The sequence below is a fragment of the Deinococcus sp. JMULE3 genome (assembly GCF_013337115.1).
In the GTDB taxonomy this organism is placed as follows: domain Bacteria; phylum Deinococcota; class Deinococci; order Deinococcales; family Deinococcaceae; genus Deinococcus.
On the sequence record NZ_SGWE01000004.1, the window covers coordinates 1,155,551 to 1,182,213 of the forward strand.

Below are 26,663 nucleotides of genomic sequence, written 5' to 3' on the forward strand. Positions count from 1 at the left end.
GGAGTCTACGCGCCGCGGGGCGGATCGCGGCGGGTGGGAATCTTCATGGTGATGTACGCGACGCCCGCCAGCCCGATCAGCACCCACGCGACCTGCCCGATCAGGACCGGGATGCGCGGCACGCTGAACGCCACGGCCAGCGCGATGCAGGTGCAGGCGATCCACTTGGCGCGCAGCGGCATGCCCAGCCCCGCGCGGTAATCGCGCACCAGCGCGCCGATGATGGGCCGGGACAGCAGCCACGCCTCCCAGCGCGGGTCGCCCTTACTGAACGCGGCGGCGGCCAGCACGAACCACACCGTGCCGGGGAAGCCGGGGAGGATCAGGCCCAGCACGCCCAGTCCGGTCAGCAGGAACCCGGCGGCCACCCACAGCGGGCGGCGGCGGGGCGGCGCGTCGGGACGCGGGGCGGGGTCGGTCATGACCGGCAGCGTACCGCGCGCCGCACCTGCGGGTGTCCCCGTCAGGCGGGGAGGATCAGGATGCCGTCCTCGTCGGCGTGGATGACGTCGCCGGGGTGGATGGTCACGCCCGCGAACGTGACGGGCACGTCGCGTTCACCGAGGCGTTCCTTGCCGCTGCGGCGCGGGTGGGCGGCCAGGGCGCGCACGCCGAGGTTCAGTTGCGCCAGTTCGCTGGTGTCGCGCACGCAGCCGTTCACGATCACGCCCGCCCAGCCACTGTCGACCGCCAGTTCACCCAGCTGCCCGCCCAGCAGCGCGCACTCCAGGCTCCCGCCGCCGTCCACGACGAGCACGCGGCCCTCGCCGGGCTGACCGAGCGCCTCGCGCACCAGGGGGTTGTGGCCGGGCACGCGCAGGGTCACGGCCTGGCCGTTGAAGCGCGGGCGGCCCCCGAATTCCCGGAACATGGGCGCGAGGATGGGCGCGTCGGGCCGCAGGTCGCTGAGGTCCGTGACGGGCAGGTCCTCGGTGGGCAACGTCTCCGTGGACTGCTCCAGTTCGGGGGTGGTGTCACTGGTTGTGCGGGTCATGCCGCAGTACAGCAGCCGCGCCGGGGTGGGGGTGTTTACCGCGTGGGGGACGTTCCCGCGCCGGTGACGGATTCCGGCCCGGCTGGCAGTTCGGCAGGTGGCCCGGCTGGCAGGGGCGGCGTGACCGGGTGGGTGGGTTCGTGGTGGATGCGGCCCGCGTGCCCGCTGAGGAACGACCCGTCGTACCCGCGACGCCACGCCATGAGTTCCGCCAGGATGCTCAGCGCGACCTCCTCGGGCGCCTCGGCCCCCAGGCGCAGGCCGATCGGGGAACGCAGCCGCGCCAGCTGCTCGGGCGTGAAGGTCACCCCCTCTGCGTCCAGGGTGGTCAGGAGGTCCAGCGCGCGGCTGCGCGGCCCCAGGACACCCACGTACGGCGCGCCGGAGTGCAGCGCGTGCGCGAGGCACACGCGGTCGCGGTCGATGTGGTGGTTCATGACGATCAGGTGCGCCCGCTCGCCCGGCTTGAATGCGCCCAGGTCCTCGGGGGCCAGGGCGTGCAGGGTCGCGCCGGGGAAGCGGCCGGGCGTGATGTACGCGCCGCGCGGGTCGATGACGTGCACGTCGTACCCCAGCGCGTGCGCCTGCGCCGCCAGCGGCATGGCGTCGTGCCCGGCGCCGTACAGCACCAGCTGCGGCGGGGGCGTGCTGACGTCCACGAACACCGCAGACCCGTCCGGGGCGGTCAGGGTCGCGGCGCGCGGCTCCAGGTGCGTCAGGCGCTCCTGGGCGGCGGCCAGCGCGAAGGGCCGCAGGTCGGCCCGCAGGTCCCCCAGCGCCTCGCCGTCCGGGGTGACGAGCAGTCGCCCCGCGCCGGGGCTCAGGGGCACGATCAGCGCGGCCTTCTGCCCGGCCTCCAGCGCCGCCAGCCACGCGGCTGTGACAGCGTCGTCCGGGTCCACGCGTTCCACGCGGACGTCCACGCTGCCGCCGCAGCCGATCCCCAGGCCCCAGGTGGCGTCCTCCGACAGGTCGTAGTGCGTCAGGGCGCTGTCGCCGGTGCGGATCACGTCCAGCGCGACCTCGACCACCTCGGCCTCCAGGCAGCCGCCGGACAGCATGCACACCTGCGCGCCGTCGTCGAGGATCAGCATGCGGGTGCCCTCGCGGCGGTAGGCGCTGCCCCGCACGCCCACCACGGTGGCAATGGCGGCGCGCTGGCCGCGGGCGTGGGCGGCGCGCAGTGCGCCCAGCAGCGCTCTGGTCTCGGCAGCGTTCATGATGCGCCCACTCTAGCAACGCGCAGGTTGGGATTCCGTGGAGGGACGCCCAGCGCTTCCCTTAGCTGCACCTCACGCCCACCCGCGCGCGGCGGTGCAGACTGATGAGCATGCTCGACAACATTCTCAGCACCGTGAAGAAGGGCGCCGAACGCGTGCAGCGACGCGGCGAGGAAGTCGCGTCCGCCACGCGTCTGCGCGTGGAGATCTTCAGCCTGGGCCGCGAACTCGACGGTCTGTTCGCCCGCCTGGGCCGCTCGTACCACGCCGGGGCGGACCTGGACGTCCTGAACGGTGTGCGCGAGGACATCCGCCGCGTCGAGGAGGAGATCAGGGCCCGCGAGCGCCTCATCACCGAACTCGGCGAGCAGGACGACCCCGACGCCGCCCCCGCAGCGACCGACCTGACCCCGGTCACCAACCCCTCCCCCTCCAACCAGCCGAACTTCACCACCCCGCCCCAGGCAACCCGCACGGAACCGACCGTACCCGCCAGCGTCCCCCACCCCACCCAGACCCCGGAGGTTCACATGAGCGACGACACCCGCACGCCCACCACGCCCGACCCGACCGTGCAGCACAGCGACGAGAAGATCGTCCCCGGCGACGCCACCGCCAGCATGGGCAACGAAGCCGCGCGCGACGGCATGGCCCGCCACGACAACATGATCGAGGAAGGCAAGGCCGCCAGCCGCAACCCCGACCCGCTGGAAAAGTAATTGGGTGATGGGTGATGGGTGATGGGTGATGGTCAACAGCGTCTGCGTGGAGAACCCGCCCGCGTCAACCCCACCCACTTCCCACTACCTACAACCCACTTCCTCCTCCCCCCTTACTTCGCGTCCCGCACGAACTGCGCGGGGCGCTTCTCTTTGAAGGCCGTGACGCCTTCCTCGTGTTCCCAGTGGTCCCCGGCGATCTGTTGCAGCACGGCTTCCTGATCCAGGGCCTCGTCGAGGGTGCTGGTCTGCGCGAACACCAGCGCCTGCTTGGTGAGGTTCAGGGCGTTCGCGGGGCGCGCGGCGAGGCGTTCGGCGTAGGCCTGCACGTCCGCGTGGAAGGTGTCGTCGGGGAACACCTGTTCGCACAGGCCCAGGCGCAGCGCGTCCTCGGCGCGGACGCGTTCGGCCAGGGCCATCAGTTCGAAGGCGCGGTGGTACCCGACGAGGCGCGGCAGGAACCACGTGCTGCCCGAGTCCGGCACCAGCGCGATGTTCGAGAACACCTCGATCAGGCTGGCGGACTGCGCCCACAGTCTGATGTCCCCGGCGAGGGCGAGGCTGGCCCCGGCGCCCGCCGCGACGCCGTTCACGGCGCTGATCACGGGTTTGCCCAGCGCGCGGATGGTGCGGATCAGAGGGTTGTACGTGTGGTTCAGGTGCTCGGTGAAGGTCATGTCGCGGCCCGACACGTCCCCGAGGTCCTGTCCGGCGCAGAAGCCGCGCCCGGCGCCCGTGATGACGACCACGCGCACGCTGTCGTCCGTGTCGGCGCGGCGCAGGGCGTCCGTCAGGGCCAGCAGCAGGGCGTCGTTCGCGGCGTTCAGCCTGTCCGGGCGGTTCAGGGTCAGGGTACGCACCCCGGCCTGCGTGGTTTCGGTGATCACGGTTTCGGTCATGCCCATCAGCCTAACGTGCGTTTGGCCGCCGGGGGCCGTTTGCTACACTCCGGCGCATGAGCGACCCCACGCCCGACGACGCGCCGACCACCGTGCCGGTCACGCTGGCCCTGGACGTCAGCAAGCACCGCATCGGCTTCGCGGTCAGCGCCGGGCGGCTCGCGTTCGGGCGGGGCAGCGTGGACCGCAAACGCCTCCCGCTGGACCTGAAGGCCGTGCGCCTGAAGGTCAAGGAGACCGGCGCGCAGCAGCTCGTGCTGGGCCTCCCGCTGCGCACCGACGGCGGCCAGAGCCCCAGTGCGGACCGCGTGCAGGCCTTCGGGCGCGTCCTGACCGAGAAGGGCTACCGCGTCACCTACCAGGACGAGCGCTTCACCACCCGCCGCGCCCGCGACCTGGGCGCAAAGGACGAGGACGAGGCGGCCGCCGTGCAGATCCTCGAACTGTACCTGCTGGGTCAGTAGCCCCTCTTGACGGTCCGGTCCAGCCGGGCGCACCGTGGAGCATGTTCCCTGTCCTGGAGGCCCTGAACGCGTGGTGGTTGCGCCGCGCGGACGTCCGGTTGCTGCGCCTGCACCCGCGCGGGGACGATCCGGGCGCGGCGCCTCTGCCGGTCCCGACCGGGCCGCGTCCACGCGTGGGCGGCGCGCAGGCGACGCGGGTGCGTGGGCCTGCTGACTGATCCGGGTTCAATTTTGCCTATACTTCCGGCATTCACAGTGAACCGGTGGGCCCGGCGGTGACCCGTCACCGCGCGTGGGGCGCACCATGGAGGTGTTCATGCAGGGCAACATGATGGACGTTCAACTGACCGTGCCGACCATTCTGGAACGCATCCGCACGCAGTACGCCGGCCGCGAGGTCGTCAGCCTCCTCGTGGCCGGACGGGACGAGCTGGGCAATCCCGTGCCGCACAAGCACCGCACCACGTACGGGCAGGTCGCGGACCGCGCCCGGCGTCTCGCGGGGGGCCTGCTGGGCCTGGGCCTCGCGAAGGGGGACCGCGTGGCGACGCTGGCCGTGAACTCCTTCCGGCACCTGGAGGCGTACCTGGGCGTGCCCAGCGCCGGGCTGGTGCTGCACACCGTGAACATCCGCCTGCACCCCGAGCAGATCGGCTGGATCCTGAACCACGCCGAGGACCGCGTCCTGCTGATCGAGAACGTGTTCGCCGCGATGATCCCCGCGATCAAGGCCGCGTGCCCGAAGCTGGAGCACATCCTGATCCTGGGGCCCACGCCGCAGCCCATCCCGCTGCCCGGCGTGCACGATTACGACACGTTCGTGGCGGGCAGTGAGCCCCTGGCCCGCTACCCGGAACTGGACGAGCGGGACGCGGCGGCCATGTGCTACACGAGCGGTACGACCGGCAACCCGAAGGGCGTCGTGTACACGCACCGCTCGACGGTGCTGCACTCGCTGGCCAGCGCGCCCAAGGACGCCCTGAACGTCGGCGAGGCGGACACAGTCCTGCCGATCGTGCCGATGTTCCACGTGAACGCGTGGGGTCTGCCGTACACCTGCGCCATGTACGGCGCGAAGCAGGTGTACGCCGGGGTGTTCGCGGACGGTCGCAGCGTCGCCAGCCTCCTGCAGGACGAGGGCGTGACCATCACGGCGGGCGTGCCCACCATCTGGATGGGCCTGCTGGCGGAACTCGACCGCGCCGCGCAGGACGGTCAGCCGTACCAGCTCGGCGGCCTGGAGCGCCTGATCGTGGGCGGCAGCGCCGCGCCCGAGGCGATGATCCGCGCGTTCCACACCCGCCACAATCTGGCGCTGCTGCAGGCCTGGGGCATGACCGAGACGCACCCGCTGGGCACCGCCAGCGGCGTCCCGCACGGCGTGGACCCCGCCAGCGACGAGGGCTTCGCCCTGCGCGCCAAGCAGGGCCGCACCGTCCCCATGATCGAACTGGACGTCCTGGACGACCAGGGCAGGCGCCTGCCGCATGACGGGAAGACCATGGGCCGCCTGATCATCCGCGGGCCGTGGGTGGCCAGCAGCTACTTCAAAGGCGAGGGCCAGAGCAACTTCTTCGACCTCGACGGCCAGCAGTGGTTCGACACGGGCGACATTGCCACGCTGGACGAGCGCGGGTACATGCACATCCAGGACCGCGCCAAGGACCTCATCAAGAGCGGCGGCGAGTGGATCGGCAGCGTGGACCTCGAGAACGCCATCATGGCCCACCCGTCGGTCGCCATGTGCGCCGTGATCGCCATGGACGACCCGAAGTGGGATGAACGCCCGCTGGCGATCGTGACGACCAAGCCCGGCCAGAGCGTCACGCACGACGACCTGATCAGCTTCATCGCGCCGCGCTTCGCGAAGTGGTGGCTGCCCGACGCGACCGTCGTCACCGATCAGCTGCCCATCGGCGCGACCGGCAAGATCCTCAAGCGGGAACTGCGCGACCAGTACCGCAGCTACGGCAGCACCCAGGGCCTCGTGACGCCCGCCGCACCCGACCGCAGCGAGTGATTGGGGAGTAGGTAGTAGGGGGTGGGGAGTGGGCTGGCGTGCCGGGCACGTCAGCCCGCTTTCGTTCGTGGTGGTCAACGGAAGGGCCGCCGCGTCACCTCCATCACGGACGAATCCACTTTCCACTCACCACTGCCCACTCCCCTCAACCCCCTCGCCGTACACTTGCGGTTATGGCTGTTTCGGTGGATGGGCAGTGGGTGACGTTCTCGCCTCCGGCGGGTGCCGTGGGCCTGATCGGGGACGTGACGGACTGGCGCAAGCGGGAGCCGATCCCGGTGGTGGACGGCGCGCCGATCCGGCTGCGGCTGCCGCGTGGGGCGTGGGTGGAGTACGCGTGGGTGGACGCGGCCGGTGAGGCGTTCGCGGACCCGGACAACGCGCAGCGGTCGCTGAATCCGTGGTGGCCGTACCCGCGCGCGGCGGTGGTGGGCGAGTACGCGCGGCACCCGCTGTGGCAGATGCCGGACGCGACCCTGAAGGGCACGGCGCACCGCCTGACCTGGGAGGGCACGGTGTTTCCCGGCACGCGGCGGGCGATCGTGTACACCCCGCACGGGTACGCGGGCGGCGCGCTGCCGGTGTACTACGTGCAGGACGGCGTGGCGTTCTACCGCACGGGGAAGCTGGGGGACATGATGGACCGCGCCGTGGAAGCCGGGCTGGCACCGGGCGCGGCGTTTGCGTTCGTGGAGCCGGGCGACCGGAACGAGGAGTACTACCTGAACCCCCGTTACCTGGAGTTCCTGACGGAGGAGGTGATGCCGCGCGTGGAGGGCGAGCTGGTCACGGCGTCCGTGCGGGGCCTGTGGGGCGCGAGCCTGGGCGGATTGACCAGCCTGTTCCTGGGCGCGCGGCACCCGGAGTTGTTCAGCAGGGTGGCGGCGCACAGCGGGGCGTTCATCGCGCGGCCCGGCGCGACCCGTGACGGCGTGATCGACACGACGACCGCCGGGGAGTGGCTGCTGGAGCAGCTGCGCGCGAATCCGCCCACGCACCTGACGACCAGTCTGGACACCGGGACGCTGGAGTGGCTGACCGGCCCGAACCGCCGCATGGCGGCCCTGTTCGCGGACCTTGGCTTGGAGCACCAGTACCGTGAGTATCCCAGCGGGCACAACTGGGTGACGTGGCGCGAGGCGCTGCCCGAGGCGTTCCTGTACCTCCAGGGAGGGTAAGGGAAAACCGGAGCTGGAGGATGAACGTTGCCGCCATCCTCCAGCCCTGCTGTACTGCCTGCGTCAGTCGGTGGCCTGGGCGGCGCCACGGGTGCGCCAGAGGCTGACGAGCACGCCGCCCGCGAGGATCGCCAGGGTCACGCCCAGGCTGATGGCCGGGTCGAGCTTGCCGTAGAACTGGTTGTAGAAGATCTTGCCGCCGATGAACACCAGCACCAGCGCCAGCGCGGGCTTCAGGGCGCTGAAGCGGTGAATCAGGGCGTCCAGCGCGAAGTACAGGGCGCGCAGGCCCAGAATCGCGAAGATGTTGCTGGTGTACACGATGAACGGGTCCTGCGTGATCGCGAAGATCGCGGGGATGCTGTCCACGGCGAACACCAGGTCCGCGAACTCGACCATCAGCAGGGCCAGCAGCAGCGGCGTGGCGTGCATCCGGACGCGGCCCTGCGCGTCGGGCTGGCGGGTCAGGAACTTCTGCCCGTCCAGGCGGGGGCTGATCGGCATGACGCGCCGCAGCGCCCGCACGACCGGGTGACGCTCCAGGTCCGGTGCCTGATCGTGACCGCCCTTCGTGAACAGCAGTTTCACGCCGGTCAGGAGCAGGAACGCCCCGAAGATCCACATGATCCAGTCGAACTGCGTGACGAGCGCCGCGCCCAGGCCGATCATGATGCCGCGCAGGACGATGACGCCCAGGATGCCCCAGAACAGCACGCGGTGCTGCAGGTGGCGGGGGATGGCCAGTGCGGCGAAGATGATGCTGATCACGAACACGTTGTCGAGCGCCAGGGCCTTCTCGACGGCGAAGCCGGTCAGGTACGCCATGCCGCTCTCGGCGCCGAGGGTGGACCAGATCCACGCGCCGAAGATCAGCGCCAGGACGATGTAGAACGCACTCAGTTTCAGGCTGCTGGCGACGCTGATCGTCTGCTCCTCGCCCTGCTCCGCGGCGCGGCGGGCACGGCGTCGGGTCAGAACGCCCAGGTCGAAGGCGAGCAGCGCGGCCACGACGGTCAGGAAGAGCAGCCACATCCAGGCGGGCGTGCCGAGCCAGGGGGTCATCAGAATCTCCACGGGGAACCTCCGGGGTCCACCCGTGCGGCGCGGCTCAATGCATGAAGCCCGGCAGCGCGCACGTGGTGGCGACTGCCGGGTCTGGCCTTTCGCTGCTCCTGACCGGGTTCCCTTTGGGTTCCGGATTGACGATCAGGTGCTCCCTGTGCGGGCGGCGTACTCCCCCGGTATGACGATCAGGATGCCGCATCCCGCCCACCGGAAGATGAGTGCCACCTGAAGCTGGATTCATGGGCGGTCCACCCTGATCACAGCCGCGACCCGGTCACCTCATGCGGGATGGAAGTGACTTGCATCCGACGTGATCGCGTTCCGTTGTCCCCTCTCTCCCTGAGGAACCCGTAGGTCTGCGCAGCAGTAAGGGTGAGGGGGCCACCGGGTGACCCTGTCTGGTCTGGAATCAATTGAGTCCCATATCGCGCGGATCGGGGCAGCCCAGACGTCAGAGCCGCCGGGAGGCTCCCCCAGCGACTCTGGCCGTGTGGTGAGGTCAGGGTGTTTTCAGGGCGTAGCCGATGCCGCGCACGGTGCGGATGATGCCGTACCCGTCGAGGTCGCGCAGCTTGGCGCGCATGTTCGCCATGTGCACGTCCACGACGTTGCTGTTGCTGGGCAGTTCGCCGTTCCAGACTTCCCGTTCGATCTCCTGACGGGAGTACACGCGGCCCGGCTGGCGGGCCAGGAAGGTCAGCAGGTCGAATTCCTTGGGGGACAGGCGCACCTCGTGGCCGTTGTAGTGGCACAGGCGTTTCTGCGGGTGGATCTCCAGCGGCCCGATGCTGATGACCTCGCCGTGCTGCTGGTGCCGGAGCTGCACCTTCACGCGCGCCACGAGTTCCTCGGGGTGGAAGGGTTTGGTCATGTAGTCGTCCGCACCGGCCTCCAGCAGATTCACCTTGCGGTCCACGGCGTCCATGGCGGTCAGGATGATGATCGGCACACTGCTGGTCTTGCGCAGGCGACGGGCGATCTCCGCGCCGTCGAAGTCGGGCAGGCCCAGGTCAAGGATGACCAGATCCGGGGTATGCTCGCGGGCGGCGGTCAGGCCGGTCACGCCGTCCGGGGCGGCCAGCACGCGGTACCCGGCCTGTTCCAGTTCGTACTGCACCACGCGGGTGATGTCAGGGTTGTCCTCAATCAGCAGAATGCGTTGCTCCATAGTGACTGTTTCGTCTCCTCAGCCCCGGCCTTCGGGGCGCTCGGGGTGCTCGGTTGGCGGGCACCTTGCGCGGCGCTGGGGCCAGAGTGCGCCTGGTATTCCGGCTCATCGTAGGGCGCAGCGTGTCCAGTTGGGCAAATGCCGCTGTTTATGGTTCATTAACAGCCAGTCAGCTCGGCGGTGACCGCAGGGTGTCCAGGTTCGCCTCACGCAACCGTGCCCTGCATCCGCCGCGCCCCGGCGCGCGGCCCCTAGAATGGCGCGCATGACGGGCCTGAACGCAGACGATCACGAGTTCACGGAGTTCCAGGATGAGGACGGCGTTCACTTCGAGCACCTGAACGGCGCGGACCTGCACTTCGAGGTGCAGGGCGACCCGACCGCCGAGGCGCCCATCGTGTTCCTGCACGGTGGCCCCGGCTACAACAGCTACTCCTTCCAGACGCTGTTCGGCGAGCGCATCGAGCGCCCGGTCGTGTTCCTCGACCAGCGCGGCTCCGGGCGCAGCAGCCCCCTGGAGGACACCGAGCAGGGTGCGGACACGCTGGATCTCGACACGCTGGTGGGCGACCTGGAGGCCCTGCGGGACTTCCTGGGGGCCGAGCAGATCATCCCGCTGGGGCACGGCTTCGGGGCGCTGGTGGCGCTGGAGTACGCCCGGCGTCATCCGACCCGCACGGCGCGCGTGATCGCCGTGAACCCCTGGGTGCATTTCCCGCAGCTGGCCCTGACGCTGCTGGAGGAGGCCAGCGCGCGGCGCGGCACGGCCCTGACCGACCCGGCCGACGACCTGCGCGCCCAGACCCCCGAAGGGGAGCATCCGCCCGTGGGCGGCGCGCGGATCGAGGCGGCGTTCGCGCTGCTGAACGCCCGCGACCTGCTGAACGCCCTGCAGTTCAAAGATCAGGCGAGCCGCATGCGCCTGGAATTCGCGGACGCCGAGGGGCAACTGATCGGCGGCGGCGAGGTGCAGGAGGCGCTCGTGAACCAGGGCCTGTGGGAGTTCGAGTACCCGCCGTTCCTGACCGAACTGCGCCGCCCGGTGTTCGTGATCACCGGCGCGCACGACCGCACCAGTTACCCCGAACAGGTGCAGTGGGTCGCGGACCTCGCGGACGCGGACGTGACCGTGCTGGACGCCGGACACTACCCCTGGCTGGACGACGAGGACGCCTTTGCCGAGGCGCTCGGTGACGCCCTGTCCCGCTGATGCGCGGCGCAACTGACCGGCCGACCCGTATACTCCCCGCACGCCCCATGACCCTCACCCGTCCCCCCACCCAGCGGTACCGCCCGTGAAAGGCCTGATCCTGGCCGCCGGTCGCGGCAGCCGCCTGCTGCCGATCAGCGCCACGCGGCCCAAGCACGCCGTGCCGGTCGCCGGCGTGCCGATCATCGCGCGGGCCGTGCAGGCGCTGCGGGACGCCGGGGTGCAGGACATCGGGATCGTGACCAGCCCGTCCAGCGAGCAGGACCTGCGCGACGCCACGCAGCACAGCGGGCACCTGACGTTCATCCGCCAGTACGACCCGCTGGGCACCGGGCACGCCGTCCTGACCGCCCGGCACTTCCTGGAGGGCAGCCCGACGCTGCTGTACCTGGGGGACAACCTCTTTCAGGATGCCCTGACGCCCATGATCAGTGCCCTGCGCTACGGGGACGCCGTGATCGGCGTGAAGGAAGTCCCGAACCCGCAGGCGTACGGCGTGGCGGTCGTGAAGGCCGGGCGCCTGCTGCGCCTCGTGGAGAAACCCCGCACGCCCGAGAGCAACCTCGCCGCGTGCGGCGTGTTCAGCTTCAAGAGCGCCCTGATCGACATTCTGGAGGACCTGCCGCACAGCACCCGCGGCGAGATCGAGTTCCCGCAGGCCCTCACGGCGCTGCTCTCGCGGGGCGGACAGGTGCGCGCCGTGGAATTCAAGGGCTTCTGGAGCGACGCCGGCGCCCCCGAGGACCTGCTCAGCGCGAACACCCACTACCTGCGTACCCTGGAGGAACGCGTGGAGGGCCGCGTGGAACGCAGCACCCTCACCGGTCCGGTCGTGATCGAGGCGGGCGCCGTCGTCGAGGACAGCGTCATCCAGGGTCCGGTATGGATCGGACCGCACGCCACCGTGCGCGGCGCGACCCTGGGGCCGTTCGTGAGCGTCGGCGCGCACGCCCGCGTGGACAGCGCCCAGATCAGCGGCAGCCTGATCGACGAGTTCGCCCGCGTGCTGCACCCCACCCGGCCCATCCACCGCAGCCTGATCGGACGGCACGCGCTGGTCACCGCGCCCAGCGACACCGGGCTGCAGATGGTCATCGGGGACCGCAGCATCATGCGCATGTGACCCGGCCGCACCGTCATGCGCATGTGAAGCCACCGGGTGATGCGGCGGCGAACCGGCCTGACCCTTGAGTGTCCCCACACCCGCCCGGCCCCCGCGCGGGCGTACGCTGGGCGGCATGACTCAAACGGACGGGACGGCCCCCACGCCCCCAGCCTCCGCGACGACAGCCTCGGCACCTACGGGCGAGGTTCTGATCAGCGGTCTGGACACCGGCCCGCAGGCGCACGAACGGGAGAACCTCTCCCCCACCGACAGTCACGCCCAGTTCCTGCCCAGAGACCACCCGGCCCAGGAACCCACCGACGAGGACGGCTGAAGGCGGCCCCGCGCACCCCTGCGCTAGAATGCTCCCTGCACGCGCCCCCGACACACCGAGTGGGCGCAGTTTCACGCAAGGAGACGTTGAACATGGCCGGTCACAGCAAGTGGTCTCAGATCAAACGCAAGAAGGGTGCCAACGACAGTAAACGCAGCGCGATGTACAGCAAGCACATCCGCGCCATTCAGGCCGCCGTCCGATCCGGCGGCACCGGCGACCCCGCCGGGAACCTCAGCCTGAAAAACGCCATCGCCGCCGCGAAGGCCGCCACCGTCCCCGTGGACAACATCGAGAACGCCATCAAACGCGCCGTCGGCGCGGGCGAGGGCGCCGCCGACTACAAGGAACAGACCTACGAAGGCTACGGCCCCGGCGGCACCGCCATCTTCATCGAGACGCTGACCGACAACGTCAACCGCACCGTCGCCGACATCCGCGCCGTGTTCAACAAACGCGGCGGCAGCCTCGGCACCAGCGGCAGCGTCGCGTGGCAGTTCGAGAAGAAAGGCGTCCTGCTGCTGACCGACACCAGCGAACAGGCGCAGGAAACCGCCATCGAACACGGCGCCGAGGACATCCAGGAATCCGACGAGGGCCTGGAAATCAGCACCGGACCCGCCGACCTGTACGCCGTGCAGGACGCCCTGACCGCCGCCGGTTTCGCCATCGAGAGCGCCCAGATCACCATGATCCCCAGCAACACCGTCGCCGTCAGCAGCGACGACGCGAAGAAACTCATGACCCTGATCGACGCCCTCGAAGACCTCGACGACGTCCAGAACGTCTACAGCAACGCCGACCTCCCCGACGAGGAATAAGGGTCGATAGTTGAAAGTTGATGGTTGATGGAGGACACACCCTCTATCAACCATCAACTTTGACCTATCACCCCCTACAGCACCAGCGCCTGGGCGTTCCCCCCGAGGCGGTCCCAGAGGGTGAAGGCGGCGCGGGCGCCGGGGCGGATGATGCCCTCATCAATCCAGCCGGCGGCGAGGGCGGGGCCGCGCGTGTGGGCCCACAGGACGTCCAGTTCGGTCAGGGCTTCCCCTGGCGCGAGGCGCGCTCCGCTGTCGTCCACGCGGGTGATCGCCGCGGCGAAGTTCGCGCGGTACTCGGGCGGCGCGACCGGGGCGTCACTGCCGAACGCGAGGACCGCCCCGGCGTCCTGCAGGGACCGGAAGGCGTAACTGAGGCCCTCCAGGTGCGGCATGAGGTCGCGGATCATGGGGCCGTCCGCCTGGAGGTGGATGGGCTGCACGCTGGCGGTCAGGCCCCGGAAGCGCGGGAGGTCCTCGGCGCGCAGGTGCTGGGCGTGCTCGACGCGCAGGCGGATGCCGCGCGCCTCGGCGTGGGGGCGCAGGCGGTCGTAGGCGTTCAGGACCTCGGTGTTCGCGCGGTCCCCGATGGCGTGCGTGACAGGCGTCAGGCCCAGCTCGATCGCCTCGCGGCCCAGCTCCGCGATGAGGTCCGGCGGGTCGAGCGGCATCCCCGTGCCGGAGCCGTCCGCGAAGCCGGGCGCGTGCAGCCACGCGGTGCGGCTGCCGAGCGCGCCGTCCGCGAAGAACTTCACCCCACCCCACTGGAACAGGCCGCCCGGCGCGCGGGCCAGTCCCAGCGCGCGGGCGTGCCCGAGGCGGTCATGCGGCAGGCACGCCCACACCCGCAGCGGCAGCTCGCCCTGCTGCGCCAGCGTCTGCAGCGCGCGGGGGGCCTCGGGCGACTCGAAGGCCATGGTGTGGGCACTCACGTACCCGCGCGCCGCCAGATCCGCCGCGCCCGCCCGCGCCGCCGCGAGGTACGCCGCGCCCGTCGGTTCCGGAATCACCCGCGCCACGAGATCCGACGCGTGCTCCAGCAGGCACCCCAGGGGCCGCACGATCCGCCCGCCCTCCGGGTCCGGGGTGCCCTCGTGAATCCCGGCCAGCCGCAGCGCGGCGCTGTTCGCCCAGCTCAGGTGCAGGTCCCGCGAGTACAGCAGCACCGGATGGTGCGGACTCACCTCGTCCAGCAACGCCGCCGACGGATACCCGTTCAGGCCCAGTTCCGACAGCAGGAACCCTCCACCACGAATCCAGGTGCCGGGCGGCGTGTTCATCACCTGCTGCGCCACGCGCGCCTGCACCTCCGTCACACTCCGCGCGCCATGCAGACTGACCTGGGACAGCGAGAACCCGTACGTCACGAGATGAATGTGCGCCTCCGCCAGCCCCGGCGTCAGCAGCAGATCCCGGTGATCCAGCACCCGCGCGCCCGGCGCCAGCGCCCCCACCTCCTCGCGCGAGCCCACCGCCAGCACCCGCCCGCCCCCCACCAGCACCGCGCCCACCTCGGGCCGCTCGTCATCCAGCGTCACGACGCGCGCCAGCACCACCGTCAAGTCCAGCCCCAGATCCTGAGTTTCCATGCCCGCCCAGCCTACGCCACCCACCCATGCAGGGGCAGCCACGCGCACCCGCACCCGCACAGCACCCGGACGCCTGTTACACTCAACGTATGCCCCGCATCCTCGTGGTGGATGACGACGCCGCCATCCTCAAGCTTGTCAGCGTGATCCTGTCCCGCGCCGGGCACGAGGTGCGAACCAGCACCCACCCCGTCGAAGCCCTCGACCTCCTGAAAGTCTTCACGCCGGACCTCGTCATCAGCGACGTCGTCATGCCCTACATGACCGGCCTGGAATTCCTGGAGAAAATCCGCGCCAACGAACAGATGGCCAGCCTGCCGTTCATGCTGCTCTCCAGTCACGCCGAACGCGGCGACGTCCGGCGCGGCATGAACCTCGGCGCGGACGACTACCTGCCCAAACCCTTCACGCCCCAGGACCTCACCAGCGCCATCGACGCCCGATTGCGCCGCGCCGGACTGAACCAGCAGAACGAAAACCAGATGCAGGCCAAAGGCCTCGGCACCGCCCAGGTCATCTGGAAAGGCAGCACCGTCACCTGGGTCAGCCGCAAAGCCCTCGAACTGTTCTTCTACCTCCTGGAACACAAGGAAGTCACCAGCTGGGAAGCCGCCGAAGCCCTCTGGCCCGAAAAGGACGAAGCGCGCGCCAGCAGCCTCTTCCACACCACCCTCCACCGCCTGCGCCGATCCCTGAGCAACGAATCCGTCGTCAGCACCAACCGCCGCTACGCCCTCGCCAGCGACCTGAACCCCGAATACGACGTGCAACGCTTCGAACTGCTCGCCGCGCAGGCCGAACAGGGCAGCCTGGGCCTCGAAGAACTCCGCGAACTCGTCGCGCAGTACGGCAACTACCTCCCCGGCACCGACAGCCCCTGGGCCGACGACGTCCGCGCCCGCCTCGAACAGAAACAACTCACCCTCCTCGGCATCGCCGCCCGCGCCGCCACCACCGCCGGACGCGACCGCGACGCCGCGCAGTTCCACCAGCGCGCCCTCGCCATCGACCCCATGAGCGAACACGACTGGCAGGGCCTCGCCAAAGCCCTCGACACCATCGGCGACCCCCGCGCCCGCCTCGCCGCCCAACGCGAAGCCTGGTGGGCCGTCGACCTCGACTGACACACACACATGAGGCAGGCCCGGCACACCCGTGACCGGGCCTGCCACATGTGCGGCACCACCCCACCCGACCGCCCGGTACGCTAACTGAACCGGAGGTCAACATGTTCGACACCAGGGAACCCCTCACCGGCAAACCACCCCAACCCAGAACCCCCACCCCACCCACACCCCGCCCACTCAAAGCAGGCACCCAGACCTGGCAACGCACCTTCCGCGGCGCCGGCAACGGCGTCACCTTCCAACTCCGCATCATCCGAAAACCCAACGGCCACCTCACCGCCCGCTACCAGGCCACCCCCGGCCAGGGCAGCGGCTGGCACCTCGAAGGGCAACTCCGCGACGACAACACCTTCACCCTGAAAGGCACCGAAAACAAAGCCGAATTTCAGGGAAAAATCAGCCCCGACGGCAAAACTGTCACCAGCAGCTTCACGAATCGGACTTCATCTGGTGTGTTTCAAGCTCCAAATCTGATTCTTGCGGTTATTCCCGTTGCGCTTCCCTCGACGCGCGCTCCTGCAACGGGTGCGATTCAGGCACCGTCCACTGAGAATGCGGCACCTGCGGCACAAACCTCACATATAGACAGATCTGATGTCTCCCAGAATGTAATTGCCGCCCTTAATGCCTCGAACTACACGCCAAAAACAATGGGCAGGAAAGACAGGCACGAGGTATTCTTCAACATTGTCAAATCTTTTCGCAGCTTGGGAGTACCACACCCAGAGCTTATTGCTGCTCAATGGGCTACCGAGTCAGGCTGGGGGCGGTCACATTCAGGAAAGAACAATGTGTTTGGGATCAAAGAATTCGATCCCAAAAAGCCCAGGACATTTGCCGCAACAAAAGAGTGGGATCCAAAACTTCAAAGACTAGTTGATAAGATGGAGCCTTTCGCCGACTATGATGACTATGCAGATGCATTTATAGCCCGCGCCAACTTTACGATCGATAATCCGAGGTACTCGAAGGCCGGCTACTTTGAAGCGAAAAATCTAAGGGAAGCCGCTTACGCAATCGACAAAGCGGGATATGCAAATACAGGCAAGCTCGGAATTTATGCGGAAAGCTTGATCGCAATTATGAAGGGGTGCGGAATCGATGTCGAGAGAGAAGCATCCAGCCCTGGAATCACCCCTCCAAAACACACACCGGAAGGAGTAATCCAAAGCGCGCAGACTTCAATACTTCCAGATCAACTGGATAAACTAATCAATCTCAAGTCATAAAAAAATCTACACCATAAAAGAAATAAATTTAGCCCGCTCGTTGATAGTTAAAATACAAGATAATAAGATAAAAGGCGATTTATTTGAAATACTTCAATCCAAGATACCCTATCGCAATCAGAGAAACAACCAGTCCATCGGATTGCAGTCCGATCGCTGGTCTTATAAAGGTCGAGATGGGGGAACCCATTGGGTAGTCTACACCGGCAAGCCGATAGGCGATATCATGTGCAATTTAACTTCCCTAGCAATGGTTTTGGAGACATTAGGCATTGAAAATCCGTCAGATGGGCAGTATGAGGATTTTTTAGAAAATGTGAGACGTAAAAACAGCCTGCCACCCAGGACAACAGAAGGCGGTTGGGCGGGCGTAGCCCGACAACTTAAAGCACGTAAAGTAGTGCGTAAAGATAATTTTAGAGGCGATTACAGTGAATGGAAAGATGAGATTCTTCCATACCTGAGAAACGGCAATGGAGTTATGATGAGTCTAAACGGCCACATCATTAGGCTGCAATCGATCACAAGCAATGGCATCACGGTCGATGATCCTTACGGAAGATTGCCTAGTCTTTTGAACTACAGGCCAAGCAACGTCACGGGAAGCTACAACGGAAACCTCAATGCAAGAAATAGAGAGGCAGGAATTGGAGAAGATACAGTTTTCCCCTGGAATCAGGTTAGCAAATTCACATTCCATTGGATTGCCGCATTTGAGAGGAGATAAATGAAAACTTTTGTCGCCATCTTCTTAATATTTACCTCATATTCAATTAGCAATGCGGCCAATATAAATTTTGTATGGCAGTCACTTCCACCAAATGCTCTACCTACCCTAAAATATGATCCCGAAATAAAAAAAATACAGATTTTGACGCCAGTATCCAGAAATAAAATACTAACTTTCCCCAATAACCTGATTGATTACAAGAACCAGTACGCAATCCTCGATCTTGACGAAGGCAGTTACCTAGAATTCACCGTCTGGAGTGGGAAAGGTGGAGTTGGCGCAGTGGGCCTGAACCGTTACCGCGGGGACGAGGATGCGCAGGCCCTGTATCTGTTTGATTCCGCATTTAAGTTGCGAAACATCACTGACATGCTGCGGGTTTCTCCTAAAGACGCTGGGGCGTTCTATAAAAAGATCACGGGTGTCAGTCCGAAAGGGCCAGTGCGGACGGCGGTGAATCTGCCGAGGTTCGGGACGAGCATCGTGATCTCCCTGAAGCCGGATGACGATCGGCTGCTGGCGAAGTGCACGGTATTGGCAAACAACGACTACACGTGTGGGGATCGTCTGGACGTGTTGAAGCTGGTCTGGACGGGCGCGGGGTTCAAGCGGGTTCCGTTGAGGTGACCCTCTGCGTGAAGACGCCCGGGCGTTCTGCTCGGGCGTTTTGCTGTCTGTGTAGGCTGGTTGGCGTGTGCTGGTGCCGTCTGTGTGGCGGGGTGTGCGGTCTGGGTGGGCGCGCTAGACTTTGCGTTATGACGGTTTCGCTGACGACGGCGCAGATTCGGGAGAAGTACCTGCAGTTCTTCGAGGGGAAGGGGCACCTGCGGTTGCCGAGTTACAGCACGGTCGCGCCGGATCCGACGACGCTGTTCACGGTGGCGGGTATGCAGCCGTTCAAGGATCAGTTCATGGGCGCGCCCGCTGTGTTTGATGGGGTGGCGAATAAGCGCGTGACGACGGCGCAGAAGTGCGTGCGCGTGGGTGATATCGAGAACGTGGGGCGCACACGGCGGCACCTGTCGTTGTTCGAGATGATGGGGAACTTCAGCTTCGGGGATTACTTCAAGCGGGACGCGATTCACTGGGCGTGGGAGTTCCTGACCGGGGCCGAGTGGATGGGCATGGATGCCAGCAAGATGTACGTGACGATCTACAAGGATGACGAGGAGGCGTTCACGTACTGGACGCAGGAGATCGGCCTGGATGCCAGTCACATCCACCGGTTCGACGCGGACGAGAACTTCTGGCCGGCGAATGCGCCGCTGGAGGGGCCGAACGGGCCGTGCGGGCCGTGCAGTGAGATCTACTACGACCGTGGCCCGAAGTACGGGGAGGACACCTGGGGGGACTACTTCCAGACGCGGGAGAGTGCGCGGTTCCTGGAAGTGTGGAACCTCGTGTTCCCGCAGTTCGACCGGCAGGAGCCACTGGCGGACGGGACGCCGGTGCTGCGGGATCTGCCGTTCAAGAACATCGATACGGGCATGGGCCTGGAGCGCGTGGCGAGCGTGGTGCAGGACGTCCCGGACTTCTACAGCAACGACGTGTTCGCGCCGATCGTGGCGCGGGTCGCCGAGCTGAGCGGGAAGCCCTACGAGGGTGAGGTGAGCGTGTCGCACCGCGTGGTCGCGGAGCACCTGCGGTCGGTGAGCATGATCCTGGCGGACGGCACGCCGTTCAGCAACACGGGTCGCGGGTACACGCTGCGCAAGATCATGCGCCGCGCGATCCGTCACGGGTACCTGCTGGGCTTCCGCGAGCCGACGCTGTTCCAGCTCGTGCCGCTGGTGGTCGAGGGCATGAGCAGTGCGTACCCCGAGCTGCGTGACAATCAGGCGAAGGTGGAGGCGTCCGTGAAGGCCGAGGAGGAACGGTTCCTGAAGACGCTGGAGGGCGGCATTCAGCGTCTGGGTGGGTTGCTGTCGGGCATGGAGCGCGGCGCGGTGCTGTCCGGGCAGGACGCGTTCGTGCTGTACGACACGTACGGCTTCCCGGTGGACCTGACGCTGGAGATCGCGGAGGAGTACGGCATCACGGTGGACGAGGCCGGGTACGCCGAGAGCCTGGAGAACGCGCAGGAGATCGCGCGGGCCGGGAGCAAGTACGGCAAGAGCGAACTGTTCGGCGGGAACCAGGAGGCGCTGGAGGGCCTCGCCCGCACGGAGTTCGTCGGGTACGACGAGCTGAGCGTGGAGGCGGACGTGGTGGCGCTGGTGGGCGCGGGCGAACGCCTGAGTCACCTGACGGCCGGGTCGGAGGCGACGGTGGTGCTGTCCCGCACGCCCTTCTACGCCGAGGGTGGCGGTGAGGTGGGCGACACGGGCCGCCTGGAGTGGGACGGCGGCGCCGGGATTGTGCGTGACACGCGCAAGACGCCGCAGGGCGTGTTCCTGCATGACGTGCTGGTCGAGCAGGGCGAGCTGCGCGAGGGCGTCCGCGTGCGCGGCGTGGTGTCCGGCGAGCGGCGAGCCACCGAGCGGCACCACACGGCGACGCACCTGCTGCACGCGGCGCTGCGGGCGGTGCTGGGGGACGGCGTGGCGCAGAAGGGGTCGCTGGTCGCCCCGGATCGCCTGCGCTTCGACTTCTCGCACGGGGCGGCCCTGACGGCGCAGGAGATCGCGGCGGTGGAACTCCTCGTGAGCCGCTGGGTGAGTGCGAACTTCCCCGTGACGTGGCAGGAGATGCCCATCGCGGACGCGAAGGCGGCGGGCGCGACCGCGCTGTTCGGCGAGAAGTACGGCGAGACCGTCCGCGTCGTGCGGGTGGGTGGCAGCGTGGAGTACGCCGGGCAGTCCGTGAGCAGCATGGAACTGTGCGGCGGGGCGCACGTGCGCCGCACCGGGGACATCGGTGCGTTCGTGATCCTGGGGGATGAGAACGTGGCGGCCGGGGTGCGCCGCATCGAGGCGCTCGCCGGGGACGCCGCGACCGCGTGGGTGCGCGAGCGTCTGAACGCCGCCGCAAAGGTCGCCAGCCTCCTGAATACGGGCGTGGACGGCCTGGAAGCGCGCGTGAGTGGCCTCCAGTCGCAGCTGAAAGCCGCCGAGAAGGACGTCGCGGCGGTCAAGCGGCAGCTGGCCGAGGCGCAGATGGGCGGCGGGGGCGGCGCGACGCAGACGCGCGAGCTGGGCGGCTTCAAGGTCGCTGCGCTGAAACTCGCGGGTCTGGAAGGCAACGAGCTGCGCGGCGCGGCCGACAAGCTCCTCGACCAGAGCGGCGCGGACATGGTCGTCGTCGCGGGCGAGAGGGGCCTCGTCGTGAAGGCCACCAAGGACGCCGTGACGCGCGGCGCGCACGCCGGTCAGCTGATCGGCAAACTCGCCGCGGCGGGTGGCGGCAAGGGCGGCGGCCGTCCCGACATGGCGCAGGCGGGCGTGACCGACGCCGACGCCGCACTGGGCGCACTGGACACCGCGTTCTGAGCTGAACAGCACAGCAGAAGCGGCGGGGGCATGATGCTCCCGCCGCTTCTGCTGTCCAGTGGTCCACGCGGCCCAGCTGTGGTTCCGCGTCCTGTGTGGTCGGGGTCGCCGGTTCTGTGGCGGCGCCTGACGGTTCGGGGTGGGGGGTGCTATTTGCAGAGGTCGGTCGTGCAGATTTCCACCTGGGCGTAGTCCCGGCTGGCCTGCACGACGAGTTTCAGGGTGAGCTGGCCGTTCTCGTAGGTGTAGCTGTCGCCGGTGGTGCCGGGCAGGGCGCTGGCGGTGACTTTCTTGAGGAGGTTGCGGTTGTCGATCCACCAGTCGCGGTAGATGCGGGGTTCCGTGGCGGCGGGCAGGGTGACGGTCAGGGTGTCGCCGGGCTGGCGGTTCTGGAGGCCGAGGCGCAGGTGGGGGCTGGCGGCGCTGGGGGTCAGGGTGTAGGTCTGGTTCAGGCGGGCGCTGGTGCTGAAACTGGTGAAGTTGCTGGGCGTGCCGGTGAGGCTGACGGTGCCGTGCGGGCCGGTCACGGTGACAGGGGCGAGCTTGCCGCCGGTGACGTCCTGCAGCCACAGGCGGGTGTACGCGCCGGGGCAGGTGCTGGCGTTCCAGCCAGCGTTGGGGGTGCAGTCGGGTGCGCCTTTCAGGAGGGGGCTAGCGGTGACGGTGGTGCCTGCCTTGCCGGTAGTGGTGCCGTCGGTGTCGAGGAACGTGGCGGCCTTATCGCCGTCCTTGTCGGGTTGTGCGGCTGGGAAGTACACGCGGGTGCTGGTGTCGGCCCAGCGGAGGTTCAGGGCGTTGTTGGTGGGTTCGAGACTGAAGGCGTTCTTCGTGAGGTACCCGAGACCGCTGGCCTGCCGGGTGGCGTCGGGCGTGAACGCGGCGAGGGTCGCGCCGTCGATGGTGACGTGCCCGTCGTAGAACTGGAAGCCCCGGATGGGGAAGCTGGGGTCCCAGGGGCGTGGGAGGGCGCGGCCGCCGGTGCTGGTGGGTTCCCAGCTTTCGGGCTGCCCGAGGTTGGGCGTCTCGCCGATCAGGGTGCCGCCTTTGAGGGTGCTGTCGTCGCTGGCGAAGGTCGCGCCGACGCCGTTGTCGGCGAGGGTGGCGTTCAGGAGGACGTGGCCGCGGCCGCGTAGCCACACGCCGTGGTCGCGGTTCTTGTACGCGGTGAAGTCGCTGAGGGTGGCGGTGACGGGCGCGCTCTTGGGGTCGCTGGGTGTGGTGACGGGCGCGTAATACGTGACCTCGGTGGTGCCGTCCGCTTTCGGGCCGTTGTCGAGGTTCAGGCCACGATCCGTGCCGTGCGCGGTGTTGCCGCTGAAGTCGCCCAGGGGGGTGCGGCGGGGCCAGAGGTCGGTCCGGGCGGCGGCGAGGCCGGTGGGGTGTTCGGGGAACGCGAGCCAGAATCCGGTGCCGTCCACCCCGGCGGCGACGTTGTTCCTGACGGTGTTGGCGGGGTGGGTGATCCAGTACGCGGCGGGGCGTTTGTCGCTGTCGAGCAGCGGCGTCTGCCCCTGTTTGGCGTCGGGCGCCTTGACGCGCGTGACGAGGTTCCCGCTGAGGGTGTTGCCGGTCTCGTCGCCGTCTTCCAGGAAGACGCAGTGGCCGATGTTGTCGAAGGTGACGTTGTCCTGCACGCGCAGCCCCGAGGTGCCGTGCACGACGACGCAGCGGTTGAAGGAGGCGTGCACGCTGCTGCCGCGCAGGTACGAGGTCGGGGCGCTGCCCAGCTGGTGGAAGTGCACGGGGTAGCGGCGCAGGGTGTTCAGCTGCCCCACGCGGGTGAATTCCGCGCCCTCGATGCGGGCCTGGGCGGTGCCCATGATCATGACGTGCGCGCCCACGCCGGTCTGCGCGGCGTCGTCCGTGGCGGCCACGACGACGTTGCGGGTCAGGAGGCCCACCTCGGCGCGTTCGTTCACGCCCAGGCCCGCGACGGTGATCGGGTCGCCCCAGTGCGTGTATTTCAGAGGCGCGGCCAGGGTGACGGTGCTGCCGCTGACGCGCTGCACGGTGACCTGTTCGGTCTGGGCCGGGTTGAAGTCGGTGCCCGTCAGGGTGAGGCTGTCGCCGGGTTGCCAGTCGGGCGTGCGTTCCAGGGTCAGGGTGCTGCTGCCCTTGCGGGCGGTGGCGTTCAGGCGCGTCCAGGCGAGGCGGGGTTGCCCGTGGAGTTCCAGGGTGCCGTCCATGACGCCCAGCACGCGGTCGCCCATGCCCATGACGTCCTCGCCGGGGGCCTTGTTCGTCAGGAGGATCTCGGCGTGGTGCGTGAAGGGTTTCGCCTCGCTGCCGATGCGGAGTTCGCCGTGCACCATGACCCACTCGGCACGCAGGGTGCGGTCGGCGCTGTCCTCGAATTCCAGCACGGTGCCGGTGGGGATGGTCAGGCCGCCCATTTCGGGCGGGGTGGTGTCCAGCAGGACGCGTTTCCCGGTAGGAAGGGTGACCTTCTGCCCGGCGGCGGGCAGGGTGCCGCCCCAGGTGGCGGGGTCGCTCCATTTCACAGTGGGAAGCGTGGGGGTCGGGCTGGGCGTGGGGGTGGGGGTCGGCGTGGGGTTGGTGGTGCCGCTGCCGCCCGATCCGGACCCGCAGGCGGTCAGGAGCGCGGTCAGGAGCAGGACGGTCGCGGAGCGGCGCGCGGGCATGAAGGAATGATAAACGCACGGTCAGCAGGGCGGCGTGAAGGACTTCGCACCCCTCCCCCATCCTGCCCGCACCGGCATGAGCACCGTCAGGGACAGCGTTCCCAGTCGAATCGCTGCGCGAAGTGGCGCGAGGTCACGACTGCCTGAACCATGCGCACTCTACAACTCATAGTTTTCATAATAGATTTTTAGATTATGAGCCAAGCAAGAGGTTGCACCATAGGAGGCACCCCATGACCACTTCCCTGAACGACCGCAACATCATCCTCGACACTGACAGCTACAAGAGCAGCCACTTCCTGCAGTACCCGAAAGGCACCACCCGCCTCTTCAGCTACCTGGAAAGTCGCGGCGGCAAGTACCCCCAGACGCGCTTCTTCGGGTTGCAGTACATCCTCGACCGCTACCTGACCCGCCAGATCACCGCCGAGATGGTCGAGGAAGCCCGCACGCTGATCGAGGCGCACGGCGAACCCTTCCCCTATGAAGGCTGGATGCGCGTCGTGAACGTCCACGGCGGCCGCCTGCCGCTGGAGATCCGCGCCGTCCCGGAGGGCACGCTGGTGCCCATTCACAACGTCCTGCTGAGCTGCACGAACACCGACCCCGAACTGCCCTGGCTGGTCGGCTGGTTCGAGACGATGCTGATGCGCGTCTGGTACCCCACCACCGTCGCCACGCAGAGCTGGCACATCCGCGAGATCATCCGCACCGCCCTCGAAAAAACCAGCGACCGCGCCGCAGAGGAACTCCCGTTCAAACTGCACGACTTCGGGTCCAGGGGCGTCAGCAGCCGCGAGAGCGCAGGCATCGGCGGCCTCGCGCACCTGATCAACTTCCAGGGCAGCGACACCCTGGAAGCCCTGCGCGTCGGCCGCAACCACTACGACAGCGACATCGCCGCTTTTTCCATTCCCGCCGCCGAACACAGCACCATCACCTCCTGGGGCAAGGCGCACGAGGTCGACGCGTACCGCAACATGATCACGCAGTTCAGCCGCCCCGGCAGCATCTACGCCGTCGTCAGCGACAGCTACGACCTCAAGAACGCCATCAACACCCTCTGGGGCGAGGAACTCAAGGCCGAAGTCATCGCCTCGGGCGGCACGCTGGTCGTCCGGCCCGACAGCGGCGAACCGCCCGCCATGGTCCGCCTCGCCGTGAACGCCCTGGCCGCCAAGTACGGCACGACCACCAACAGCAAGGGCTACAAAGTGCTGAACCACGTCCGCGTCATCCAGGGCGACGGCATCGACGAAGACACCATCCGCCAGATCCTCGGGAACCTCGACGTGGACGGCTACAGCGCAGAGAACGTCTCCTTCGGCATGGGCGGCGCCCTCCTCCAGAAAGTCGACCGCGACACCCAACGCTTCGCGTACAAGGCCAGCGCCGGCCAGATCGACGGCGCGTACCGCGGCATCTACAAAGACCCCGTCACCGACCCCGGCAAACGCAGCAAGGACGGCGTCCTCGACCTCGTGCAGGAAGGCGGCCGCATGGTCACCAAGGCGTACAAGACCTTCGACACCGACTTCCCCGGCAGCCTCATGCGCACCGTGTACAAAGACGGCGAACTGATCGTCCGCGACACGCTGGACACGATCCGGGGACGCGGGTAAGCCATGAATCTCACAGACGTCCGCTTCGACCTTCGGGATCGCCACCCGGCGGTCGTGGACGCCTGGGCAGCGCATTTTGCGGGTGTGGCTCAGGTGCGGGTGCAGCCTGGGGACATCTTTCAGGATGAGGCGGACGCGCTGGTCAGCCCCGCGAACAGTTTTGGGTTCATGGACGGCGGGATCGATCTGGCGTTCAGTGAGCAGTTCGGGTGGGACCTGCAGGCGCGAGTGCAGGAGCGCATCCGCCGGGACTATCACGGGGAGCTGCTGGTCGGGCAGGCGTTCGTCGTGCCGACGCTGGACGCGGTGTGGCCGCACCTGATCTGCGCGCCGACCATGCGCGTCCCGGCGGACGTATCGGGCACGCCGAATGCGTTCCTGGCGTTCCGGGCGGCGCTGCTGGCCGTGCAGGTGCACAACGCGTCGGGCGGGTCACCCATCCGGCGGGTGGCGTGCCCTGGCCTGGGGACCGCGGTTGGCCGCATGGCACCGGACGTGTGCGCCCGGCAGATGCGCGCCGCGTTCGACGCGGTGGTGCTGGGCCGCACGCCGCAGTTGCCCACGTTGCAGGACGCGAAGCTCTGGCATGTGCAGCTGACCCGCGCGGATCTGTGAACGGGGGCAGCCCCCGATCAACGCCGGGGGCTGCGGGTGACGGGGTGGGTCAGCTGGCGAGGTCGCGCAGGCGGGTCAGGAGCCGGATGGTGCCTCTCAGGCACGGTAGTTGCTGCCCCACGACCGCCAGGTCGTCGAGGTATGGCCAGAGGTGCTGGCAGTCCTCGTCCGTCAGGTGATCTGGCGGGGTGTCCCGGTACGCGCAGTGGAGGGACGCGGTGGCCTGCGGCCAGTTGTGGGCCTGCGCGTGCAGTGCGGCCTGCCGGTACAGCGTGATGGTGTGGGACATGGGCCGGAGTTCCTTTGGCGGTGCCGCGTATGGAGATGCCTGTTGACCGGTGCTGGGCCAGTGATGCTCGGCCGGGATGGCGCCTGGCGTGCAGCGTGACGCTCGGACCGCCGGACTGCCGGTCCGGGTGCGGCGGGGCACCGTCAGGAGCAGCGGGGGGAGCTGTGGTCAGGGTAATGAACGGCAGGGGAAAAA

25 protein-coding genes are annotated in these 26,663 nt (G+C 67.9%); 16 read left to right on the forward strand and 9 right to left on the reverse strand.

Annotated features, from left to right (window positions below):
- Positions 1–5: 5 nt before the first annotated feature.
- The 3 genes from EXW95_RS08530 to EXW95_RS08540 are packed head-to-tail and all read right to left on the reverse strand — an operon-like array spanning position 6 to position 2,214.
- Positions 6–422, reverse strand: coding sequence for a YbaN family protein (locus EXW95_RS08530; protein ID WP_174367085.1), 417 nt, complete (start codon positions 420–422; stop codon positions 6–8).
- Positions 423–463: 41 nt separating this feature from the next.
- Complete coding sequence (gene rraA / locus EXW95_RS08535; RefSeq protein ID WP_174367086.1) at positions 464–994, reverse strand: ribonuclease E activity regulator RraA; 531 nt, start codon at positions 992–994, stop codon at positions 464–466.
- Between the two features lie 35 nt (positions 995–1,029).
- A complete protein-coding gene (locus tag EXW95_RS08540; protein WP_174367087.1) occupies positions 1,030–2,214 on the reverse strand; it encodes an XdhC family protein in 1,185 nt (394 codons plus the stop codon).
- A gap of 110 nt (positions 2,215–2,324) precedes the next feature.
- On the opposite strand from EXW95_RS08540, the gene EXW95_RS08545 reads away from it, so the two are divergent.
- The gene (locus tag EXW95_RS08545; protein ID WP_174367088.1) at positions 2,325–2,933 is read left to right on the forward strand and encodes a hypothetical protein; all 609 of its coding nucleotides are present in this window, start codon (positions 2,325–2,327) and stop codon (positions 2,931–2,933) included.
- A gap of 113 nt (positions 2,934–3,046) precedes the next feature.
- Here the strand turns inward: EXW95_RS08545 and EXW95_RS08550 are convergent, their stop codons facing one another.
- Entirely contained in the window at positions 3,047–3,832 is a 786-nt protein-coding gene (locus EXW95_RS08550; protein WP_174367089.1) for an enoyl-CoA hydratase-related protein, read from the reverse strand.
- Between the two features lie 56 nt (positions 3,833–3,888).
- Between EXW95_RS08550 and ruvX the strand changes: the two genes are divergently transcribed.
- The 4 genes from ruvX to EXW95_RS08570 all read left to right on the forward strand — a co-directional run bounded on the left by ruvX (position 3,889) and on the right by EXW95_RS08570 (position 7,494).
- Positions 3,889–4,296, forward strand: a complete 408-nt coding sequence (gene ruvX / locus EXW95_RS08555) for a Holliday junction resolvase RuvX (RefSeq protein WP_174367090.1) — start codon at positions 3,889–3,891, stop codon at positions 4,294–4,296.
- A gap of 41 nt (positions 4,297–4,337) precedes the next feature.
- Positions 4,338–4,514 (forward strand): hypothetical protein, encoded by a 177-nt coding sequence (locus tag EXW95_RS08560; RefSeq protein WP_174367091.1) that lies wholly within the window; start codon positions 4,338–4,340, stop codon positions 4,512–4,514.
- Between the two features lie 98 nt (positions 4,515–4,612).
- A complete protein-coding gene (locus EXW95_RS08565; protein WP_174368904.1) occupies positions 4,613–6,316 on the forward strand; it encodes a long-chain fatty acid--CoA ligase in 1,704 nt (567 codons plus the stop codon).
- Positions 6,317–6,489: 173 nt separating this feature from the next.
- A complete protein-coding gene (locus EXW95_RS08570; protein WP_174367092.1) occupies positions 6,490–7,494 on the forward strand; it encodes an esterase family protein in 1,005 nt (334 codons plus the stop codon).
- A 63-nt stretch (positions 7,495–7,557) separates the two neighbouring features.
- On the opposite strand, the gene EXW95_RS08575 is transcribed toward EXW95_RS08570, so the two are convergent.
- Positions 7,558–8,556, reverse strand: a complete 999-nt coding sequence (locus EXW95_RS08575; RefSeq protein WP_174367093.1) for a TerC family protein — start codon at positions 8,554–8,556, stop codon at positions 7,558–7,560.
- 502 nt (positions 8,557–9,058) lie between these two features.
- A complete protein-coding gene (locus tag EXW95_RS08580) occupies positions 9,059–9,727 on the reverse strand; it encodes a response regulator transcription factor (RefSeq protein ID WP_046843357.1) in 669 nt (222 codons plus the stop codon).
- A gap of 265 nt (positions 9,728–9,992) precedes the next feature.
- Here EXW95_RS08580 and EXW95_RS08585 point away from each other — a divergent pair, with 265 nt between their 5' ends.
- The 4 genes from EXW95_RS08585 to EXW95_RS08600 all read left to right on the forward strand — a co-directional run bounded on the left by EXW95_RS08585 (position 9,993) and on the right by EXW95_RS08600 (position 13,197).
- Positions 9,993–10,937: an alpha/beta fold hydrolase gene (locus EXW95_RS08585; protein WP_174367094.1), complete on the forward strand. Its 945-nt coding sequence runs from the start codon at positions 9,993–9,995 to the stop codon at positions 10,935–10,937.
- An 85-nt stretch (positions 10,938–11,022) separates the two neighbouring features.
- Positions 11,023–12,060 carry a sugar phosphate nucleotidyltransferase gene (locus EXW95_RS08590; RefSeq protein WP_174367095.1) on the forward strand — a complete coding sequence of 346 codons (1,038 nt, stop codon included), beginning with the start codon at positions 11,023–11,025 and terminating at the stop codon, positions 12,058–12,060.
- 115 nt (positions 12,061–12,175) lie between these two features.
- Positions 12,176–12,376, forward strand: coding sequence for a hypothetical protein (locus EXW95_RS08595; protein WP_174367096.1), 201 nt, complete (start codon positions 12,176–12,178; stop codon positions 12,374–12,376).
- Positions 12,377–12,468: 92 nt separating this feature from the next.
- Complete coding sequence (locus EXW95_RS08600; protein WP_174367097.1) at positions 12,469–13,197, forward strand: YebC/PmpR family DNA-binding transcriptional regulator; 729 nt, start codon at positions 12,469–12,471, stop codon at positions 13,195–13,197.
- A gap of 74 nt (positions 13,198–13,271) precedes the next feature.
- On the opposite strand, the gene EXW95_RS08605 is transcribed toward EXW95_RS08600, so the two are convergent.
- Positions 13,272–14,786 (reverse strand): amidohydrolase, encoded by a 1,515-nt coding sequence (locus EXW95_RS08605; RefSeq protein WP_174367098.1) that lies wholly within the window; start codon positions 14,784–14,786, stop codon positions 13,272–13,274.
- Positions 14,787–14,875: 89 nt separating this feature from the next.
- On the opposite strand from EXW95_RS08605, the gene EXW95_RS08610 reads away from it, so the two are divergent.
- The 5 genes from EXW95_RS08610 to alaS all read left to right on the forward strand — a co-directional run bounded on the left by EXW95_RS08610 (position 14,876) and on the right by alaS (position 21,300).
- Positions 14,876–15,910, forward strand: coding sequence for a response regulator (locus tag EXW95_RS08610; protein ID WP_174367099.1), 1,035 nt, complete (start codon positions 14,876–14,878; stop codon positions 15,908–15,910).
- 104 nt (positions 15,911–16,014) lie between these two features.
- Complete coding sequence (locus EXW95_RS08615; protein ID WP_174367100.1) at positions 16,015–17,142, forward strand: glucosaminidase domain-containing protein; 1,128 nt, start codon at positions 16,015–16,017, stop codon at positions 17,140–17,142.
- A gap of 40 nt (positions 17,143–17,182) precedes the next feature.
- Positions 17,183–17,869, forward strand: coding sequence for a hypothetical protein (locus EXW95_RS08620; RefSeq protein ID WP_174367101.1), 687 nt, complete (start codon positions 17,183–17,185; stop codon positions 17,867–17,869).
- The gene (locus tag EXW95_RS08625) at positions 17,870–18,499 is read left to right on the forward strand and encodes a hypothetical protein (RefSeq protein ID WP_174367102.1); all 630 of its coding nucleotides are present in this window, start codon (positions 17,870–17,872) and stop codon (positions 18,497–18,499) included.
- Between the two features lie 128 nt (positions 18,500–18,627).
- Entirely contained in the window at positions 18,628–21,300 is a 2,673-nt protein-coding gene (gene alaS, locus EXW95_RS08630; protein WP_174367103.1) for an alanine--tRNA ligase, read from the forward strand.
- Between the two features lie 149 nt (positions 21,301–21,449).
- On the opposite strand, the gene EXW95_RS08635 is transcribed toward alaS, so the two are convergent.
- Entirely contained in the window at positions 21,450–23,942 is a 2,493-nt protein-coding gene (locus tag EXW95_RS08635) for a G8 domain-containing protein (RefSeq protein ID WP_174367104.1), read from the reverse strand.
- 233 nt (positions 23,943–24,175) lie between these two features.
- Between EXW95_RS08635 and EXW95_RS08640 the strand changes: the two genes are divergently transcribed.
- Positions 24,176–25,564: a nicotinate phosphoribosyltransferase gene (locus EXW95_RS08640; RefSeq protein ID WP_174367105.1), complete on the forward strand. Its 1,389-nt coding sequence runs from the start codon at positions 24,176–24,178 to the stop codon at positions 25,562–25,564.
- A 3-nt stretch (positions 25,565–25,567) separates the two neighbouring features.
- Positions 25,568–26,179: a macro domain-containing protein gene (locus EXW95_RS08645; RefSeq protein ID WP_174367106.1), complete on the forward strand. Its 612-nt coding sequence runs from the start codon at positions 25,568–25,570 to the stop codon at positions 26,177–26,179.
- 49 nt (positions 26,180–26,228) lie between these two features.
- On the opposite strand, the gene EXW95_RS08650 is transcribed toward EXW95_RS08645, so the two are convergent.
- Positions 26,229–26,468: a hypothetical protein gene (locus EXW95_RS08650; RefSeq protein ID WP_174367107.1), complete on the reverse strand. Its 240-nt coding sequence runs from the start codon at positions 26,466–26,468 to the stop codon at positions 26,229–26,231.
- Between the last annotated feature and the right edge of the window lie 195 nt (positions 26,469–26,663).

Bases quoted from the DNA above. Each gene is read 5' to 3' on its own strand.
- EXW95_RS08530 (WP_174367085.1), bottom strand. From the start codon at position 422: ATGACCGACCCCGCCCCGCGTCCCGACGCGCCGCCCCGCCGCCGCCCG.
- rraA (WP_174367086.1), bottom strand. From the start codon at position 994: ATGACCCGCACAACCAGTGACACCACCCCCGAACTGGAGCAGTCCACG.
- EXW95_RS08540 (WP_174367087.1), bottom strand. From the start codon at position 2,214: ATGAACGCTGCCGAGACCAGAGCGCTGCTGGGCGCACTGCGCGCCGCC.
- EXW95_RS08545 (WP_174367088.1), top strand. From the start codon at position 2,325: ATGCTCGACAACATTCTCAGCACCGTGAAGAAGGGCGCCGAACGCGTG.
- EXW95_RS08550 (WP_174367089.1), bottom strand. From the start codon at position 3,832: ATGACCGAAACCGTGATCACCGAAACCACGCAGGCCGGGGTGCGTACC.
- ruvX (WP_174367090.1), top strand. From the start codon at position 3,889: ATGAGCGACCCCACGCCCGACGACGCGCCGACCACCGTGCCGGTCACG.
- EXW95_RS08560 (WP_174367091.1), top strand. From the start codon at position 4,338: ATGTTCCCTGTCCTGGAGGCCCTGAACGCGTGGTGGTTGCGCCGCGCG.
- EXW95_RS08565 (WP_174368904.1), top strand. From the start codon at position 4,613: ATGCAGGGCAACATGATGGACGTTCAACTGACCGTGCCGACCATTCTG.
- EXW95_RS08570 (WP_174367092.1), top strand. From the start codon at position 6,490: ATGGCTGTTTCGGTGGATGGGCAGTGGGTGACGTTCTCGCCTCCGGCG.
- EXW95_RS08575 (WP_174367093.1), bottom strand. From the start codon at position 8,556: ATGACCCCCTGGCTCGGCACGCCCGCCTGGATGTGGCTGCTCTTCCTG.
- EXW95_RS08580 (WP_046843357.1), bottom strand. From the start codon at position 9,727: ATGGAGCAACGCATTCTGCTGATTGAGGACAACCCTGACATCACCCGC.
- EXW95_RS08585 (WP_174367094.1), top strand. From the start codon at position 9,993: ATGACGGGCCTGAACGCAGACGATCACGAGTTCACGGAGTTCCAGGAT.
- EXW95_RS08595 (WP_174367096.1), top strand. From the start codon at position 12,176: ATGACTCAAACGGACGGGACGGCCCCCACGCCCCCAGCCTCCGCGACG.
- EXW95_RS08600 (WP_174367097.1), top strand. From the start codon at position 12,469: ATGGCCGGTCACAGCAAGTGGTCTCAGATCAAACGCAAGAAGGGTGCC.
- EXW95_RS08605 (WP_174367098.1), bottom strand. From the start codon at position 14,786: ATGGAAACTCAGGATCTGGGGCTGGACTTGACGGTGGTGCTGGCGCGC.
- EXW95_RS08610 (WP_174367099.1), top strand. From the start codon at position 14,876: ATGCCCCGCATCCTCGTGGTGGATGACGACGCCGCCATCCTCAAGCTT.
- EXW95_RS08615 (WP_174367100.1), top strand. From the start codon at position 16,015: ATGTTCGACACCAGGGAACCCCTCACCGGCAAACCACCCCAACCCAGA.
- EXW95_RS08625 (WP_174367102.1), top strand. From the start codon at position 17,870: ATGAAAACTTTTGTCGCCATCTTCTTAATATTTACCTCATATTCAATT.
- alaS (WP_174367103.1), top strand. From the start codon at position 18,628: ATGACGGTTTCGCTGACGACGGCGCAGATTCGGGAGAAGTACCTGCAG.
- EXW95_RS08635 (WP_174367104.1), bottom strand. From the start codon at position 23,942: ATGCCCGCGCGCCGCTCCGCGACCGTCCTGCTCCTGACCGCGCTCCTG.
- EXW95_RS08640 (WP_174367105.1), top strand. From the start codon at position 24,176: ATGACCACTTCCCTGAACGACCGCAACATCATCCTCGACACTGACAGC.
- EXW95_RS08645 (WP_174367106.1), top strand. From the start codon at position 25,568: ATGAATCTCACAGACGTCCGCTTCGACCTTCGGGATCGCCACCCGGCG.
- EXW95_RS08650 (WP_174367107.1), bottom strand. From the start codon at position 26,468: ATGTCCCACACCATCACGCTGTACCGGCAGGCCGCACTGCACGCGCAG.